Origin of the sequence: Nocardioides sp. ChNu-153 (assembly GCF_030466625.1) — a bacterium.
Taxonomy (GTDB): domain Bacteria; phylum Actinomycetota; class Actinomycetes; order Propionibacteriales; family Nocardioidaceae; genus Nocardioides.
The window spans coordinates 36,322-53,801 of the sequence record NZ_JADEVT010000013.1 but is presented as its reverse complement, the minus strand read 5'-3'; the positions used below and the strand labels follow the sequence as shown (position 1 = coordinate 53,801).

At 72.8% G+C, this 17,480-nt stretch carries 14 protein-coding genes; 13 read left to right on the top strand and 1 reads right to left on the bottom strand.

Going from position 1 to position 17,480, the window contains the following annotated elements; genetic code table 11:
• Positions 1 to 40 precede the first annotated feature (40 nt).
• The 12 genes from INN71_RS14775 (at position 41) to INN71_RS14720 (ending at position 14,999) form a co-directional block, all read left to right on the top strand.
• Positions 41 to 223 carry a hypothetical protein gene (locus tag INN71_RS14775; protein ID WP_277500299.1) on the top strand — a complete coding sequence of 61 codons (183 nt, stop codon included), beginning with the start codon at positions 41 to 43 and terminating at the stop codon, positions 221 to 223.
• A 97-nt stretch (positions 224 to 320) separates the two neighbouring features.
• Complete coding sequence (ftsY, locus tag INN71_RS14770; protein ID WP_277500300.1) at positions 321 to 1,505, top strand: signal recognition particle-docking protein FtsY; 1,185 nt, start codon at positions 321 to 323, stop codon at positions 1,503 to 1,505.
• Between the two features lie 212 nt (positions 1,506 to 1,717).
• The gene (locus INN71_RS14765) at positions 1,718 to 3,028 is read left to right on the top strand and encodes an ammonium transporter (RefSeq protein WP_277500301.1); all 1,311 of its coding nucleotides are present in this window, start codon (positions 1,718 to 1,720) and stop codon (positions 3,026 to 3,028) included.
• Between the two features lie 2 nt (positions 3,029 to 3,030).
• Entirely contained in the window at positions 3,031 to 3,369 is a 339-nt protein-coding gene (locus INN71_RS14760; protein ID WP_277500302.1) for a P-II family nitrogen regulator, read from the top strand.
• A 34-nt stretch (positions 3,370 to 3,403) separates the two neighbouring features.
• On the top strand, positions 3,404 to 5,644 hold the full coding sequence (locus INN71_RS14755; protein ID WP_277500303.1) for a [protein-PII] uridylyltransferase: 2,241 nt from the start codon (positions 3,404 to 3,406) through the stop codon (positions 5,642 to 5,644).
• Positions 5,645 to 5,764: 120 nt separating this feature from the next.
• On the top strand, positions 5,765 to 7,333 hold the full coding sequence (ffh, locus tag INN71_RS14750; RefSeq protein WP_277500304.1) for a signal recognition particle protein: 1,569 nt from the start codon (positions 5,765 to 5,767) through the stop codon (positions 7,331 to 7,333).
• Between the two features lie 27 nt (positions 7,334 to 7,360).
• Complete coding sequence (locus tag INN71_RS14745) at positions 7,361 to 7,735, top strand: hypothetical protein (protein WP_277500305.1); 375 nt, start codon at positions 7,361 to 7,363, stop codon at positions 7,733 to 7,735.
• A gap of 237 nt (positions 7,736 to 7,972) precedes the next feature.
• Complete coding sequence (locus INN71_RS14740) at positions 7,973 to 8,956, top strand: type IV toxin-antitoxin system AbiEi family antitoxin domain-containing protein (protein ID WP_277500307.1); 984 nt, start codon at positions 7,973 to 7,975, stop codon at positions 8,954 to 8,956.
• An 89-nt stretch (positions 8,957 to 9,045) separates the two neighbouring features.
• A complete protein-coding gene (locus tag INN71_RS14735; protein ID WP_277500308.1) occupies positions 9,046 to 10,125 on the top strand; it encodes an amidohydrolase family protein in 1,080 nt (359 codons plus the stop codon).
• Positions 10,126 to 10,351: 226 nt separating this feature from the next.
• Complete coding sequence (locus tag INN71_RS14730) at positions 10,352 to 12,169, top strand: ABC transporter substrate-binding protein (RefSeq protein WP_277500309.1); 1,818 nt, start codon at positions 10,352 to 10,354, stop codon at positions 12,167 to 12,169.
• A gap of 189 nt (positions 12,170 to 12,358) precedes the next feature.
• Complete coding sequence (locus INN71_RS14725; RefSeq protein ID WP_277500310.1) at positions 12,359 to 13,900, top strand: ABC transporter permease; 1,542 nt, start codon at positions 12,359 to 12,361, stop codon at positions 13,898 to 13,900.
• Positions 13,901 to 13,949: 49 nt separating this feature from the next.
• Positions 13,950 to 14,999, top strand: coding sequence for an ABC transporter permease (locus INN71_RS14720; protein ID WP_277500311.1), 1,050 nt, complete (start codon positions 13,950 to 13,952; stop codon positions 14,997 to 14,999).
• A 14-nt stretch (positions 15,000 to 15,013) separates the two neighbouring features.
• Here INN71_RS14720 and INN71_RS14715 read toward each other — a convergent pair whose 3' ends face one another.
• On the bottom strand, positions 15,014 to 15,613 hold the full coding sequence (locus INN71_RS14715) for a PH domain-containing protein (protein WP_277500312.1): 600 nt from the start codon (positions 15,611 to 15,613) through the stop codon (positions 15,014 to 15,016).
• 44 nt (positions 15,614 to 15,657) lie between these two features.
• On the opposite strand from INN71_RS14715, the gene INN71_RS14710 reads away from it, so the two are divergent.
• Positions 15,658 to 17,379 carry an ABC transporter ATP-binding protein gene (locus tag INN71_RS14710; RefSeq protein WP_277500313.1) on the top strand — a complete coding sequence of 574 codons (1,722 nt, stop codon included), beginning with the start codon at positions 15,658 to 15,660 and terminating at the stop codon, positions 17,377 to 17,379.
• The last annotated feature ends 101 nt before the right edge of the window (positions 17,380 to 17,480 follow it).

The window sequence follows — 17,480 nt, the reverse complement described above, 5'->3', positions numbered from 1 at the left end:
ATCCCACGCGTGTCCTTCCCCGCACTCTCGGAGGCTCCTCTTGATCGTCGTCGCCCTGTCGATGCTCGTCATCCTCGCCGTCGCCGGTGCCGTCGTCGTGCTGGCCGCCAGCTCGACGCAGGCTCCCGACGCCCCCACCCACGCCTGGGTGCAGCGGGTCCGCGCCGCGGTCCCCGAGCTGCCCGTGATCCGCGAGGACGAGGACCTGCACCTGCGCCGCTGAGGCGCGACCCGGCCATCCGCCGGGGCTCCTCCCCGCCCCGCTCCTCCCGCTCCTCCCGACCCCCGGGACCCGGGCCGCGGGTGGTTGGATGGGGCCCATGGAAGAGTGGCTCTACCTGGTCATCGGCGTCGCCGTCGCCGCCGTCCTCCTGCTCGGGGGGCTGCTGGTCGGCGGGTCCCGCCGACGTTCGGCCCCGCCGGTCGAGCACCGTGACGTCCTCGCACCCGAGCGCCCGGCCCCGCCGGTCCCGCCGGCGGAGGCACCCGGCCGGGCGGACCCCGACCTCGAGGGCACGGACACCGAGGCGCCCGAGCTCCCCCAGGTCGACGAGCTCGCCGCCCCTGCGGCGCCGGTCCTCGACCGCCCCGAGGGCACGGCCTCCCGCCTCGTCCGGCTGCGCCAGCGGCTCTCGCGCTCCCAGGGCACGCTGGGTCGCGGCCTCCTCGCGATCCTGTCCCGCGACCGCCTCGACGAGGACTCGTGGGAGGACATCGAGGACACCCTGCTCACCGCCGACATCGGCGTCGCCCCCACCCAGGAGCTCGTCGACGCGCTGCGCACCCGCCTCCGGGTCGAGGGCGGCGCCCCCGACGCGCGCACCGTGCTGCGCGAGGAGCTCGTCACCCTCGTCGGCCCCGACATGGACCGCCGCCTGAACGTGACGGGCGAGGACGGCCGACCGGGCGTCGTGCTCGTGGTCGGCGTCAACGGCGCCGGCAAGACCACGACGGTCGGCAAGATCGCCCGCATCCTCGTCGCGCAGGACCGCTCGGTCGTGCTCGGCGCGGCCGACACCTTCCGCGCCGCCGCGGTCGAGCAGCTCGGCACGTGGGGCGAGCGGGTCGGCGTACCCGTCGTGCGGGGCCCGGAGGGCTCCGACCCGGCCAGCGTCGCGTTCGAGGCCGTGAAGCAGGGCGCCGAGGAGGGCGCCGACACCGTCCTGGTCGACACCGCCGGCCGCCTGCAGAACAAGGCCGGCCTGATGGACGAGCTGGGCAAGGTGAAGCGCGTCATCGAGAAGCAGGCGCCGGTCACCGAGGTGCTCCTCGTGCTCGACGCGACCACCGGCCAGAACGGCATGGTCCAGGCCCGCGTGTTCAGCGAGGTCGTCGACGTGACCGGCATCGTGCTCACCAAGCTCGACGGCTCGGCCAAGGGCGGCATCGTCGTCGCCGTGCAGCGCGAGCTCGGCGTGCCGGTCAAGCTCGTCGGCCTGGGCGAGGGCCCCGACGACCTGGCGCCCTTCGACGCCGGCGCCTTCGTCGACGCGCTCCTGGGCTGAGCCTCCCGGGGCCCGCACACCCCCCAGCGCACCAGCCACGACCCCGCCGTCATCGGGAAGTAACACGCGGCGGGGTCGTGTTGCACGCCCGAAACACGGCCGAGGACGCGGGGAAACCTCGGGGGTCGAGTGTTGCGCCACGGCCGTGGGGCCGCGGGCCGCACCGGGTACCGCGCGCCACCCCCCACGGCACGCCCGATCCTGGAGGTCCCATGGACTACGGCCTGCAAGCGTGGATGCTGGCCTCGGCGTCGCTCGTGCTGCTGATGACGCCCGCCCTCGCCCTCTTCTACGGCGGCATGAGCCGCTCGAAGTCGGTCCTCAACATGATGATGATGTCGTTCTCCGCGATGGGCATCGTGGGCATCGTCTACGTGCTGTGGGGCTGGTCGATGTCCTACGGCTCGCAGGACATCGCGATGCTGTTCGCGAACCCCTTCGAGCTGTTCGGCCTGCGCGACGTCGAGGGTGCGACGTACCTGACGGTCGGCTTCCAGCTGACCTTCGCGGTCATCACCGCCGCCCTCATCAGCGGCGCAGTGGCCGACCGCCTCAAGTTCTCGGCGTGGCTCGTCTTCGTGCCGATCTGGGTGACGCTGTCCTACTTCCCGCTGGCGCACATGGTCTGGGGCGGGGGCTTCCTCAGCGGCGCGACCGGCGGTCTGGCCGACATGATCTTCTCCGGTGACGGCGGCGCGCAGGTCGCGCCCATCGACTACGCGGGTGGCACGGTCGTCCACATCAACGCCGGCGTCGCGGGCCTCGTGCTCGCGCTGCTGCTCGGCAAGCGCCTCGGGTTCGGCCGCGAGCCCATGAAGCCGCACAACCTGACCCTGACGATGATCGGCGCCGGCCTGCTGTGGTTCGGCTGGTTCGGCTTCAACGTCGGCTCCTGGATCCCCGGCGACCTGACCGGGGACGAGGCCGGGGCGTACTGGCTCTCCGAGACCAGCCTCGTGTGGCTCAACACCACCGTCGCCACGTGCGGCGCGATGCTCGGCTGGCTCGCGGTCGAGAAGATGCGCGACGGCAAGGCGACCTCGCTGGGCGCCGCGTCCGGCGTCGTCGCGGGCCTCGTGGCCATCACGCCGGCCTGCGGCGCGCTGTCGCCGGTCGGGTCGATCGTGCTGGGCCTCGTCGCGGGCGCCGTCTGCGCCCTCGCCGTCGGCCTCAAGTACCGCCTGGGGTACGACGACTCGCTCGACGTCGTCGGCGTCCACCTGGTCGGCGGCCTCATCGGCACCGTCGGCATCGGCCTCCTCGCCACCTCGGGCGGGCTGCTGTACGGCGACGGCGTGAAGCAGCTCGTCGTGCAGGTCGCCGTGGCGGTCTTCGCCATGGTCTGGTCGGGCATCGCCACCCTCGCGGTCGGCCTGCTCGTGAAGATGGTCGTCGGCCTCCGCATCGAGGGCGACGACGAGATCGAGGGCATCGACGGCCTCGAGCACGGAGAGTCCGCCTACGATCTCGTCGGCGCCCGGAGCGGCATCGGCGGGTCCCACCACCTCGCAGAAGGAGCGTGACCATGAAGCTCGTCACCGCGGTCATCAAGCCGCACAAGTGGGAGGACGTCCGGGAGGCCCTCGAGACGTTCGGCGTCACCGGGATGACCGTCAGCGAGGTCAGCGGGTACGGCCGGCAGAAGGGCCACACCGAGGTCTACCGCGGCGCGGAGTACGACATCGCGCTCGTGCCCAAGATCCGCATCGAGATCGTCGTCGACGACGCGGACGCCGACGACATCGTCGGCATCGTGGTGAAGACCGCCCAGACCGGGCGGATCGGCGACGGCAAGGTCTGGGTCTCCGGCATCGACACCGTCGTGCGTGTGCGCACCGGCGACCGCGACGGAGCGGCGATCTGACCTCCGCTGGTCGTCCCCGGGCGGGGGAGCGGCGGTGACGGCGCGCGAGCGGGCGCGCCGCACCGCCGAGGCCGACGCCCTGTGCGCGCGGGCGTACGCCGCCTCGGGCGGCACCGACACGGGTACGGCGCTGGTCGCCGTCGGCGGCTACGGCCGCGGCGACCTCGCGCCGTACTCGGACCTCGACGTCGTGCTCCTGCACGACGACGACGTGGACGCCGGCGAGCTGGCGGGCCGGGTCTGGTACCCGCTGTGGGACGCGGGCGCGAAGATCGACCACTCCGTGCGCAGCGTGAGCGGTACGACGGAGGCCGCGGCGGCCGACCTCAAGGTCGCGCTCGGCCTGCTCGACGTGCGTCACCTCGCGGGTGACCCCGGGCTGACGCTGCGGCTGCGCTCCCTGCTCCTCGCCGCCTGGCGGCGCGGGGCCCGCGAGCGGCTCGTGGACCTGCGCGCCCTGGTGTGCGCCCGCCACGAGATGGTCGGCGAGCTGGCCCACGCCTCGGTGCCCGACGTGAAGGAGGCCGAGGGCGGCCTGCGCGACACGACGGTGCTGAAGGCGCTCGTCGCCACCTGGCTCGTCGACATCCCCCACACCGACCTCGCGCACGCCCGGCGGTCGCTGCTCGACGTGCGCGACCACGTGCACGACATCGCCGGGCGCGCCACCGACCGGATCGCCCCGGAGGCGTGGGACGGGCTCGCGCAGCGGCTCGACCTGCCCGACGCCGTCGCGGCCCAGGTGCACGTCCGCGACGTGGGGCGGCGCATCGACCACATCTCCCGCACCACGTGGCGCCGCGTCGACGCCGTCCTGGCGCAGGAGCGCGTGCCGACCCGGCCCCGCACGCCCGGCCTGCAGCGCATCGCCCCCGGGGTGGCGCTGGCCGCCGGCGAGGTCGTGCTCGACCGGGGCGCCCGCCCGGCGCAGGACCCCGTCCTCGTGCTGCGGGCCGCCGCGGAGGCGGCGGAGCGCGACGTGCTCCTCGCCCCGGCGACCGCGGCACGCCTGGCCCGGGAGTCGGCCCCGCTGCCCGAGCCCTGGCCCGCCGAGGCCCGGCAGCTGCTGGTGCGCCTCCTGGCGTCCGGGCCGGGCCTGCTGGACACCTGGTCCACCCTCGAGGAGACCGGCGTCGTCGCCCGGCTGCTGCCCGAGTGGTCGCGCATCCGGAGCCTGCCGCACGCCTCGGTCGTGCACCGCTTCACCGTCGACCGGCACGTGGTGGAGACCTGCATCGAGGCCAGCGCCCTCATCCGCACCGTCGCGCGACCCGACGTGCTGATGGTGGCGGCGCTGCTGCACGACATCGGGAAGGGCGGTCTGACCGAGCACAGCGTGGCGGGGGAGTCGATCGCGCGGGCCGTCGCCGAGCGGGTCGGGTTCGCCCCCGACGAGGTCGACCTCGTCGGCGACCTCGTCCGCTGGCACCTGCTGCTCTCGGAGACCGCGACGACGCGCGACCCCGACGACCCGGCCACCGTCGCTCTGGTCGCCGAGCACGTCCGCACCCCCGAGGCGCTCTCGCTGCTCGGGGCGCTGACGGAGGCCGACTGCCGCGCCACCTCGCCGAAGGCGTGGTCGACGTGGCGCGCGGGGCTCGTGCGGCAGCTGTCGCGCCGTACCCTCGCCGCCCTGCTCGCCGGGGCGACGGGCGCGGCCGCGCCCCGGGGACCGGACCAGGAGTGGGCCGTGCCCGTCGAGGTGCGCTCCGACGGCCGGGCGGTGGCGGTCGAGGTCGAGCGCACCGGGGACGGCGCGCGCATCACCGCGGTGGCCGCGGACCGCAACGGCGTGCTCGCCGACGTGGCGGCGGCGCTGGCCGTGCAGCGCGTGCCGGTGCGCGCCGCGCGGGCGTGGTCGCAGGACCGGTTCGCCGTGTCGGTGTGGGAGACGGCCGACGAGGTGGACGTCGCCGTGCTGCGCCAGCAGGTCGCGGCCATCGCCGAGGGACGGCTCGACCCCCGGGAGCGCATCGCGCGCCAGGTGACGTCGCGGCGCGAACCGTCGGTCGTCGTGCGGCCCGAGGCGTCGACCACCGCCACCGTGATCGAGGTGCGGATGGACGACCGCCCGGGCGTCGTCGCACTGGTGTGCCGCACGCTGGCCGACCTGGACGTGTCGGTGCGCTCCGCCCACATCTCGACGCTCGGCCCGCAGGCCGTGGACGTCTTCTACGTGCAGGAGGACGCCGCGGGCGCGCTGTCGGACGAGCGGGCCGCCGAGGCGGCGCACGCCCTGCGCGACGTGCTCGCCGCGACGGTACGGCGCGCCTGACCTCCCGGCGCCTGCCGTGGCTGCGTCGCACGGGGCAGGGGCCGGTTACCCTGGGACGTCGTACCCCCTGCGGTCGCGCGCGCCGCGCGGCCCTCTCCCGAGACGAGCCCGAGGACCAGGTTGTTCGCCACACTCTCCGACCGGTTGTCGGCCACCTTCAAGAACCTGCGCGGCAAGGGCAGGCTCTCCGAGGCCGACATCGACGCCACCGCACGCGAGATCCGCATCGCGCTGCTCGAGGCCGACGTCGCGCTCCCCGTGGTCAAGGAGTTCGTGGGCGCGGTCAAGGAGCGTGCCCGCGGCTCCGAGGTGTCGCAGGCGCTCAACCCGGCGCAGCAGATCGTCAAGATCGTCAACGAGGAGCTGCAGACCATCCTGGGCGGGGAGACCCGTCGGCTGCGCTACGCCAAGAACGGCCCGACCGTCATCATGCTCGCCGGCCTCCAGGGCGCCGGCAAGACGACGCTGGCGGCCAAGCTCGCGCTGTGGCTCAAGCAGCAGGACAAGTCGCCCCTGCTGGTCGCGTGCGACCTGCAGCGCCCCAACGCGGTCCGCCAGCTGCAGGTCAACGGCGAGCGGGTCGGCGTACCCGTGTTCGCGCCGGAGCCGGGCAACGGCGTCGGTGACCCGGTCCAGGTCGCGCGCGCCTCCATCGACGAGGCCAAGCGCCGCCTGCACGACGTCGTCATCGTCGACACCGCCGGTCGTCTCGGCGTCGACGCCGAGCTCATGCAGCAGGCCGCCGACATCCGCGACGCGGTGCGTCCCGACGAGGTGCTCTTCGTCGTCGACGCGATGATCGGCCAGGACGCGGTCACGACCGCCCAGGCGTTCCTCGACGGGGTCGGGTACGACGGGGTCGTCCTCACCAAGCTCGACGGCGACGCCCGCGGCGGCGCGGCGCTCTCGATCGCCTCGATCACCGGCAAGCCGGTCATGTTCGCCTCCAACGGCGAGAAGATGACCGACTTCGACCTCTTCCACCCCGACCGGATGGCCTCGCGCATCCTCGACATGGGTGACGTCCTCACCCTCATCGAGCAGGCCGAGAAGACCTTCGACGCCGACCAGGCGATGAAGGCCGCGCAGAAGCTGTCGGGCCAGGGCGGCGAGTTCACCCTCGACGACTTCCTCGAGCAGATGCAGCAGGTCCGCAAGCTCGGCTCGCTGTCGAAGATCATGGGGATGCTCCCCGGCATGGCGCAGTTCCGCGACCAGCTGGAGAACTTCGACGAGCGCGAGATCGACCGCATCCAGGCGATCATCCAGTCGATGACCCCGGCCGAGCGGGCCAACCCGAAGATCATCGACGGGTCGCGCCGCGCCCGCATCGCCAAGGGCTCGGGCCGCCAGGTCTCCGACGTCAACCAGCTCGTCGACCGCTTCTTCGAGGCGCGCAAGATGATGCAGCAGATGGCGCGCGGCGGCGGCATGCCGGGGATGCCGGGCATGCCCGGGATGCCGGGCGTGGGCGGCCCCAAGCGCGGCAAGGCCAAGCCCCAGCAGAAGAAGGGCAAGGGCGCGAAGCGCTCCGGCAACCCCGCGAAGGCCGCCGAGCAGGCCAAGGCGGCCAAGGAGAAGGCGGCCGCCCCGGGCAACCCGTTCGGCAACGCCGACGGTCCGGTCGACTACGAGCAGGCCGCCGCGGCGCTGGACCTGCCGGCCGACTTCTCGAAGTTCCTCAAGTGACCCGCTGAGCCGGGCCCGGTGGCGCGCGTGCGCAGGGTGCTGGTCGTCGACGGCGCCAACGTCGTCGGTGCCCGGCCCGACGGCTGGTGGAAGGACCGCGCGGGTGCCGCGCGACGCCTGCACGAGGGCCTGATGACGGCCGACGTCGACGTCGACGAGGTCGTCCTCGTGCTCGAGGGCGGCGCCAAGGCCGGGGTGCGGGCCGGGCGCGACGGGGACGTCCGCACCGTCCACGCCGCGCGCGACGGCGACGCCGAGATCGCGCGGCAGGTCGCCGACGCCGTGGCGGACGGGGCGGGATCGCGCGTCACCGTCGTCACCGCCGACCGCGCCCTCCAGGCCCGCGTCACCCACCTCGGCGCCCTCGCCGTCGGCCCGGCCTGGTTGCTCGACCGGATGTGAGGGGGGGTGAGGTTTCCCCGCCTAGGCGGGGAAACCTGCGGTCTACGAACAATGCTTGGGCCGCAATGCACAGGGTGAACTCGCAGAGACCGCGTCTGGGGCAGCGGCCGGGTCCGAAGGGGGCGTTCGCTCGGGCACCAGAGCCGGTTGTCGTCCACAGGGCGCTGCGCGGCGTCGCCTGTCCACCGAGGCGGCGGGGTGCCCGTTCGCTGCGCTCCGGCCGGGCAGCCTCGCCTCATGCCCGGACTGCACCCCGCCCTGCAGCTGATCACCCTCGACCACGGCGTCTTCTTGCGCCGTGACGCGGTAGCCGCCGGTTACGACGACAACGGCATCGCCCGCGAGCTGCGCAGCGGGAGGTGGCAACGGGTCCGGCACGGGGCGTACGTCGCGGGGTCGGTGTGGGATGCGACGGACGACCGGGAGCGTCACGTGCTCGCCGCCTGCGCCGTACGACGTGCCGCGCGGACGCGGGTCGCGTTCTCCCACACGACCAGCGTGGTCCTCCACGGCGCACCGGACTGGGGCCTGGACCTCGACGAGGTGCACTTGGCCCGCGAAGATGCAAGGAGCGGTCGAGCCGAGGCCGGCGTCCGACGTCACCGCGTCGTCGTCGAGGAGGGCGAGCTCGCTGTGACCCGGGGGCTGCCCCACACAGCGCCGGCGCGCGCTGTCCTGGAGATGTTGTCCACAGCCGGTGTCGAGGTGGCCCTCTGCATCGCAGACGACTTCCTGCACCGGAAGGTCGTGACACCCGACGAACTCACGGCCGCCGCCCAGGTTGCCCGCCACTGGCCCGGGACCCTGGCCGCGCCGGTCCTGCTCTCGCTGGCGGACCCTCGGGTCGAGACGGTCGGCGAGTCCCGGACGACGTACCTCTTCCACTGCAACGGCATCCGAGGCGCCGTGCCGCAGTACGAGGTGCGCGAGGACGGGCGCCTGTTGGGGCGGGTGGACTTCGCCTTCCCCGACGCGGGGGTCTTCGTCGAGTTCGACGGGCAGGTCAAGTACACGACGCTCCTGCAGCCGGGCGAGATGGCCGCGGACGTCATACGTCGCGAGAAGCGCCGCCAGGAACGCATCGCGGCAGCCACCGGGTGGGAGTGCATCCGCATAACGTGGGCGGACCTGGCCGACCCCACCGCCACCGCTGCGAGAATTCGTGCGGCCCTCGAACGAGGACGCCTACGGCGGGGCGTGCGGCTGGGCTCTGCGTCCTGACCCTGTGCTCTACGAGCCAGGCATCGGCCGTAGACCGCAGGTTTCCCCGCTCAGGCGGGGAAACCCCAGGTCCCCGCTAGCGTGCGGGCATGACCGTGCAGAGGTTCCGAGGTCCGGTGCTGCCCGACGGCGAGGTGCGCGACCTCTACGTCGTCGACGGCCACGTCACCCACGAACCTCAGCCGGGGGCGGAGACCGCGGCGGAGGGCTGGATCCTCCCCGGCCTCGTCGACGCGCACTGCCACATCGGCCTGGCCGACCACGGCGCGGTGGACGACGCGGAGGCCGAGGCGCAGGCGATCGCCGACCGCGACGGGGGAGCGTTGCTGATCCGTGACTGCGGCTCCGCGCTCGACACCTCCTGGATGCACGAGCGCGAGGACCTGCCGCGCCTCATCCGGGCCGGGCGCCACGTGGCCCGCACCCGGCGCTACATCCGGGGGTACGCCGCGGAGGTCGAGCCGGCGGAGCTGGCCGCCCAGGTGGCGGTCGAGGCCCGGCGCGGGGACGGGTGGGTCAAGCTCGTCGGCGACTGGATCGACCGCGAGGCGGGCGACCTCACCCCGTCCTTCCCGCCCGAGGCGTTCGCGGCGGCGATCGCGGCCGCGCACGAGAACGGCGCGAAGGTGACGGCGCACTGCTTCGGTCACGAGGTGCTGCCGGGCCTCGTCGACGCCGGCATCGACTGCATCGAGCACGGCACCGGCCTGACGCCCGACCTCGTCGAGCGGATGGCGGCGGCCGGCACGGCCCTCGTGCCGACCGTCATGCAGCTCGACAAGTTCCCCGAGCACGCCACGGCGGGCGCGGCGCGGTTCCCGGCGTACGCCTCGACCATGACCGACCTGCACGTACGGCGGCGCGACACGCTCATGGGCGCGTTCGAGGCCGGGGTCCCGATGTACGCCGGCTCCGACGGCGGCGGCGTGGCCCGCCACGGGAACGTCGTCGGCGAGGTGGTGGCGCTCGCCGCCCTCGGCCTGCCGGTCCGCGAGGCCCTCGGCGCGGCCTCGTGGCGGGCACGGGCGTGGCTGGGCTGGAACGCGACGCTCGAGGAGGGCGCGCCGGCCGACTTCCTCGTGACCCGCGCCGACCCGCTGCGCGACCTCGCGACCCTCCACCGCCCGGTGGCCGTCGTGCTGCGCGGGCGGATCGTCTCCGGCTCCTGAGCCGCACGCCGGGACAGGTTGCGGCGCGGGGACCGCTGCGGGCGTCGTCCTGGGGCTCGGTGGGCCGGTCGGCCGCACGTCTCGCTTGCGTAACGATAGAGGTCTAGACGATGCCGGGACCTGTTCGCCCTCCGGCCCGCGGGTTACGTTTCCGCGGCACGGCGCCGTCCGGGTGGTCTCGGAATCGCATGGGGCTGTGCAGATCTGACCTACACCTGGAGGATTCGTGAGACTCAGGAGAATCGCTGCTGCGACGACTGCAGTAGCTCTCGGCGCGGCCCTGGCCGCATGCGCGCCGCCGGAGGACGAGAACGAGAACGAGGGCAACAGCGACAGCGGTGCCGAGCGCATCACCGTCGGCTGGAACCAGCCGTTCTTCTCGTACAACGACGACACGTCGAACGGCAACGCGACCGCGAACGCCATCCTGGTGTACCTGACGCGCTCGACCATGAACTTCTACGACGCCGAGCAGGAGCTGCAGACCGACGAGTCCTTCGGCACCTACGAGAAGATCAGCGACGACCCGCTGACGGTGAAGTACACCGTCGCGGACGACGCGAGGTGGTCCGACGGCACGCCCGTCGACGCCGCCGACCTGCTCCTCGCGTGGGCGGCCGGCAGCGGCAAGGTCAACACCATCGAGGCCGACCAGGTCGAGACCGACGACAACAACGTCCCGGTGCTCGGCGAGGGCCAGGTCTACTTCGACAGCTCGTCCGCGGGTCTGCCGCTGACCGAGACGCCGGAGATCTCCGACGACAACAAGTCGATGACGCTCACCTACAGCGAGCCGTTCGCCGACTGGGAGCTCCAGATCGACGGCGGCGGCGTCGCGGCCCACGCGACGGTGATGAACGCGCTCGACATCACGGACCCGATGGAGGCGAAGCAGACCCTCATCGACGCCGTCATGGCCAACGACGCCACCAAGCTGGGCCCGATCTCGTCGTTCTGGAACTCGGGCTTCGACTTCAAGAGCCTCCCCGAGGACGAGTCGCTCTACCTCTCCAGCGGCGCCTACGTGCTGACGGAGATGGAGGACGGCCAGTACGCCACGCTCGAGGAGAACCCGGAGTACACGGGTGACCGCCCGGCCTCCATCCCGACCGTGACGGTCCAGTGGAACGAGGACCCCAACGCCCAGGCGCAGCAGCTCGCCAACGGCGAGATCGACCTGGTCGGCCCGCAGGCCACCACCGACATCGTCGAGGCCCTGCAGAACATCGACGGCACCGAGGTCGAGACCGGCGTCGAGGCCAGCTACGAGCACGTCGACCTCGTCGTCGACAACGGCGGCCCGTTCGACCCGGCCACGTACGGCGGCGACGCGGAGACCGCGCGCACCGTGCGCCAGGCGTTCCTGACGGCGTACCCGCGCCAGGACATCATCGACCGGCTCATCGCGCCGCTCGAGGAGGGCGCCGAGACGCGTGACTCCTTCATCGTGACGCCGGGCTCCCCGACGTACGACGAGATCGTCGGCGCCAACGGCTCGGACGAGTACGCCGAGTCCGACCCGGCCGCCGCCGCGGCGCTGCTCGAGAGCGTCGGCGTGAGCGCCCCGACCGTGCGCATCATGTTCGCGGCCGACAACGTCCGTCGCGAGAACCAGTTCGAGATCATCAAGCCCGCCCTCGAGGAGGCCGGCTTCGTGGTCGAGGACGCGCGCAACGTCGACTGGGGCTCCAAGCTCGGTGACGGCACCTACGACGCCGCCTTCTTCGCGTGGCAGTCCACCTCCACCGGTGTGACCGAGTCGCAGGCGACCTACTACACGGGCGGCCTCAACAACCTGACCGGGTACACCGACCCGGCCATGGACGCCCTGTGGGACGAGCTGTCCGTGACCACGGACGAGGACCGCCAGGTCGAGCTCCAGACGCAGATCGACCAGATGCTGTACGACAACGCGTACGGCCTGCCGCTGTTCCAGTTCCCGTCGGTGGCGGCCTGGAACTCCGAGCGCCTCGAGGGTGTCGAGCCGGCTCCGCTGAGCCCGACCATCTTCCACGGCTACTGGAACTGGTCGCTCGTCGACTGACAGCTCCGGCTGCGCAACGGAGGGCGGGGGCCGTCGGTCGACGACCGGCGGTCCCCGCCCCGCGTGCGCCCACGTCCACTCGCCTCGTCGGTGGACGTGACGGCGCGGGGCGCGGCCCCGATCCCGCGCGGCACGAGGCCCTCGGTGGTGCCCGGCCGCGCGCCCGACCCTTCTGCGAAGGTGTGACGCATGCTCATGTTCCTGGCCCGACGGCTGATGACGTCGGTCCTCGTCGTGCTGGTCTCGACGGTCGTCATGTACGTCCTGGTCGACATCGCGATCGACCCCCTCGAGGACCTGCGGACGGACACCCGTCCCGGTGCCGAGGACCGCATCGCGGCCCGCACGGCGATGCTGGACCTCGACTCTCCCGTCCTCCTGCGGTACCTGGACTGGCTCTCCGGCGCGAGCCGCTGCCTGATCGGCAGCTGCGACCTCGGCCGTGACTGGCGCACCGGTACCCCGACGACGGAGCTGCTGTCCGGCGCCGTGACCACCACGTTGCAGCTCGTCACGGTGGCGACCCTGCTCGCGATCGTGCTCGGTGTCTTCGTCGGAATCGTGAGCGCGCTGCGGCAGTACTCCGGATTCGACTACGGCCTGACGTTCGTGTCCTTCGTGCTCTACTCGCTGCCCACCTTCTGGGTGGCCGTGCTGCTCAAGCAGTTCCTGGCCATCAAGTTCAACGACTTCCTCGCCGACCCGCAGATCGCCTGGTGGTTCCACGCCCTCGTGGTGCTCGGCACGGCGACGGTGGTGATGGCCGCGGTCGGCGGATCGGCCGCGCGGCGCCTGCGCGTGTTCGGCGTCGCCGCACTGGTGAGCCTCGCGGTGATGCTCTACGTCGACCTCACCGACTTCCTCGTGACCCCGGGCCTCGGCATCGTCCTCGTCGGCGTGCTCGGCGTCGGCATGGCCTTCGGCATCACCGCCCTGTCGACCGGGCTCAGCGACCGGCGCTCGCTCTACGCCTCCCTCACGGTGGCGGCGCTCGGCGTCGCGCTGTACTACCCGGTGCTCTACCTCTGGTACTACGTCGACGCGTCCTGGCCGATCGTCCTCGGGCTGGGCCTGCTGGCCGTGCTCGTGGGCCTCGGTGTCGGCCTCGCCTGGGGCGGTCCGGACCGCTGGACCGTGGCCCGTACGGCGGCCCTCACCGCCCTGCCCGTGGCCGGCCTGCTGTTCGTCGACCGCCTCATGAGCTCGTGGGACAACTACGTCGACCACGGCCTCATCCGGGGCCGGCCGATCTCGACGGCGTCGCGGCGCACGCCCGGCTTCGACTCGGGGTTCTGGCTCAACACGCTCGACCTCTTCGGCCACCTGCTGCTGCCGACGCTGACGCTCGTGCTCATCTCGTTCGCGTCGTACTCGCGCTACTCGCGGGCCAGCACGCTCGAGGTGCTGGGCCAGGACTACATCCGCACGGCGCGGGCCAAGGGCCTGACCGAGCGCACGGTGATCATGCGCCACGCGTTCCGCAACGCGCTGATCCCGCTGGCCTCGATCGTGCCCGTCGACATCATCACGCTCGTCGGCGGCGCAGTGATCACGGAGCGGATCTTCAACTGGCGGGGCATGGGCTGGCTGTTCGCCAACTACCTCGACCAGAACGTCATCGACCCGATCATGGGCTACCTGCTCGTGATCGCGATCCTGGCGGTGGTGGCGAACTTCGTCGCCGACCTGTTCTACGCCGTGCTCGACCCGCGGATCCGGGTGGCGGCATGAGCGACGCGCGCACGACCACCCTGCTGGCCGCAGCGGAAGGAGCGACGGCATGACTGTCGAGACCCCACCCTCGGGCATCCCCGAGGAGCGCTCGGAGAACGCGATCGAGCTGAAGGACGTCGCCGGCCTCTCGCAGGGCCAGATCATCCGGCGCCGCTTCCTGCGGCACCGGGGCGCGATGGCCGGGCTCGCCGTCATCGCGCTCATCGCCCTGCTGGCGATCACGTCCATCGGTGTCGGTCCGGTCCCGGGCTGGTGGAAGCACGCCCCGAGCGACCAGAACCCCCTCGTGAACCCGCAGGGCACGCCCACGATGGGGCTGCCCACGTGGCTCGGAGGCGACGGTCTGGCGTTCGGCGACGCGCCGTTCGGCCAGGACGAGCTCGGCCGCGACATCTTCGCCCGCACGATGCAGGGCACCCAGACGTCGCTGCTCGTCATGATCGTGGTGGGCAGCGTCTCCGCGCTGCTCGGCATGGCGGTGGGAGCGCTCGCGGGCTTCTACCGCGGGGCGACCGACCAGGTCCTCATGCGCCTGACGGACCTCATCATCACGTTCCCGCTCATCGTCATCGGCGCCGTGCTCGGCAAGATGGTGGGGGCGGCGGGGCCGTTCATCCTCGCCGTCGTGCTCGGCGCGGTGAGCTGGACGACGCTGGCCCGCCTCGTGCGGGCCGAGTTCCTGTCGCTGCGCGAGCGCGAGTTCGTGGACGCCGCCCGCGTGGCGGGCGCCAGCGACTTCCGCATCATCGTGAAGCACATGATCCCGAACGCGATGGGTGTCGTCATCGTCAACACCACGCTGCTCATGGCGGCGGCGGTGATCCTCGAGGCGTCGCTGAGCTACCTGGGCTTCGGCATCCAGACGGGTACGTCGCTGGGCAAGATGATCTCGGACTACGAGCAGGCCTTCAACACGCGGCCGTGGCTCTTCTGGTGGCCCGGACTGTTCGTCATCGCGCTGGCCCTGTCGATCAACTTCGTCGGCGACGGCCTGCGCGACGCGTTCGACCCGCGCCAGAAGAAGATCCCGTCGGCCCGCAAGATGGCTCGCGCCGCGGGCCGGATGGCGCGCCAGGACGCGAAGGCCACGTCGTGACGGCGGCGCTCGCGTCAGACCACGAAGCCCAGCAGCGGCCCGAGCACGGCCAGCGCAGCGAGCACGGCGGCCGCGCCCGTCGCGGCCTCGTCGCGGTCCCAGGCGCCGACCGGGGTGTCCGCGGCGCGGTCGCCGTCGCGGCGGTCCGGACCGGCCAGGCCGGTCTCCCGCTCCCAGCGACGGGTGACCATCGTGGCGCAGGCGCTGGTCTGGTGCCGGGCGCGCGCCATGCCGGTGGGCGCCGGGGCGGCCCACGCGTCGTACCGGCCGTCGGCCGTGACCAGGCGCAGGCCGTAGCGCCCGTCGACGAGCAGCAGGCTCGACCAGGGCACGCGGACGGAGCGGAGCGGGTTGCGCACCTCGACGCCGTCGTCGTCCACGCTCACGTGGGGGCGCCAGTAGCCGAGGTAGCCGACCAGTCCGACCAGCGCGACGCCGCCGGTGTAGCGCAGCAGGGCGTCCGGGCCCCCGGTGACGACCAGCAGCACGACCATGACCACGGCCAGCGCGACGAGCGTCCCGCCCAGCGCGCGGGCGAAGCCCGGCCGGTAGACCTGGACGTACGGGGTGGGGCCGCCGCTCCCGGCGCCGGCTCCCGCGGTGGGACTCGTCATGACCGCAGCCTCGCAGACCGCCGAACCACCGTGGAAGGTGCCCAGTGACCAGCCTCGACCAGCCCCGGGACGACGCCGCGGGCCGCCCGCCCGTCCTCGAGGTCACCGACCTGACCGTCGAGTTCTTCGTCGACGACCAGTGGATCCCGGCCGCCCAGGACGTCTCCTACGCGGTCGCGCCGGGCGAGGTGCTGGCGATCGTCGGCGAGTCCGGGTCGGGCAAGACCCAGTCGTCGATGTCGCTGCTCGGGCTGCTCCCGCCGAACGGCCGGGCCCGGGGGAGCGCGAAGCTCAACGGGCGCGAGGTGCTCGGCCTGCGCGGCAGCGCCCAGCGCAAGGTGCGCGGCAAGGAGATCGCCGTGATCTTCCAGGAGCCGATGACCGCGCTGAACCCCGTCTACCCGATCGGCTTCCAGATCGTCGAGGCGCTTCGCTCGCACTTCTCGATGTCCCCGTCGGCAGCGCGCGAGCGGGCGCTCGAGCTGCTGCGCCTCGTCGAGATCCCCGAGCCCGAGCGTCGCTTCGACGCGTTCCCCCACCAGCTCTCCGGTGGTCAGCGCCAACGCGCGATGATCGCGCAGGCGCTGTCCTGCGAGCCCACGCTGCTGGTCGCCGACGAGCCGACGACGGCGCTCGACGTGACGGTGCAGGCGGAGATCCTCAAGCTGATCACCGACCTGAAGGACCGGATCGACTCGGGCATCGTCATCATCACGCACGACATGGGCGTGGTCGCCGACATGGCCGACCGGATGATCGTCATGAAGGACGGCCGCGTCGTCGAGCGCGGCGCCACCACCGACGTGTTCACGCGCCCGCAGCACCCCTACACCCAGCAGCTCCTGGCGGCGGTGCCCCACTTCGGGCGCCACACCAGCACCGTGGTGACCGAGAAGGACCGCACCGTCGTCGACGGCGTGGCCCTCGGCGCCCCGGTGCTCGAGCTCGAGGACCTGGTGCTGGAGTACCCCAAGCGCGGGTCGCAGCCGGTGTTCCGCGCCGTCGACGGGGTCTCGTTCAGCATCGCCAAGGGCGAGGTCGTCGGCCTCGTCGGCGAGTCGGGCTCGGGCAAGACCACGATCGGACGCGCAGCCGTCGGCCTGCTGCCGGTCGCGGGCGGCAGCCTGCGGGTCGACGGGGTCGACATGGCGAGCGCCCGCAAGCGCGACCTCGCGGACCTGCGCCGCCGCGTCGGCATCGTCTTCCAGGACCCGGGCTCCTCGCTCAACCCGCGCATCCCGGTGGGGGAGTCGATCGGTGAGCCGCTGCGCCTGCACACGGGCGTGCGGGGAACCGAGCTCAGCCGCCGGGTCGAGGCGCTGCTGGACCAGGTGCACCTGCCGCGGGCCATGCGCAACCGCTACCCCCACGAGCTGTCGGGCGGCCAGCGCCAGCGCGTCGGCATCGCCCGGGCGCTGGCGCTCGAGCCGCAGCTGCTGGTCGCCGACGAGCCCACCTCGGCGCTCGACGTGTCGGTGCAGGCGCGCGTGCTCGACCTGTTCCAGGAGCTGCAGCGCGAGTACGGCTTCGGCTGCCTCTTCATCAGCCACGACCTCGCGGTCGTGGAGATGCTGGCCTCGCGGATCGCCGTGATGCACCACGGCAAGCTCGTCGAGCTCGGCACGAGCGCGCAGATCTGCACCGCGCCGCGGGAGGCCTACACGCAGCGGCTGGTGGCCGCCGTACCCGTGCCGGACCCCGCGGAGCAGCGCGCCCGCCGCGAGCGCCGCGACGCCCTGCTCGAGGCGCAGGAGCCGGCCAGCTGACCGGCACGACCGGCCGGTCGGCGCTGCCCGGGAGCCGTGCGGGGCGATTTCCCCCGCGGCTCCCGGGTCTGGCATCATGGCCGGTCGAGTCGTGCGGACCG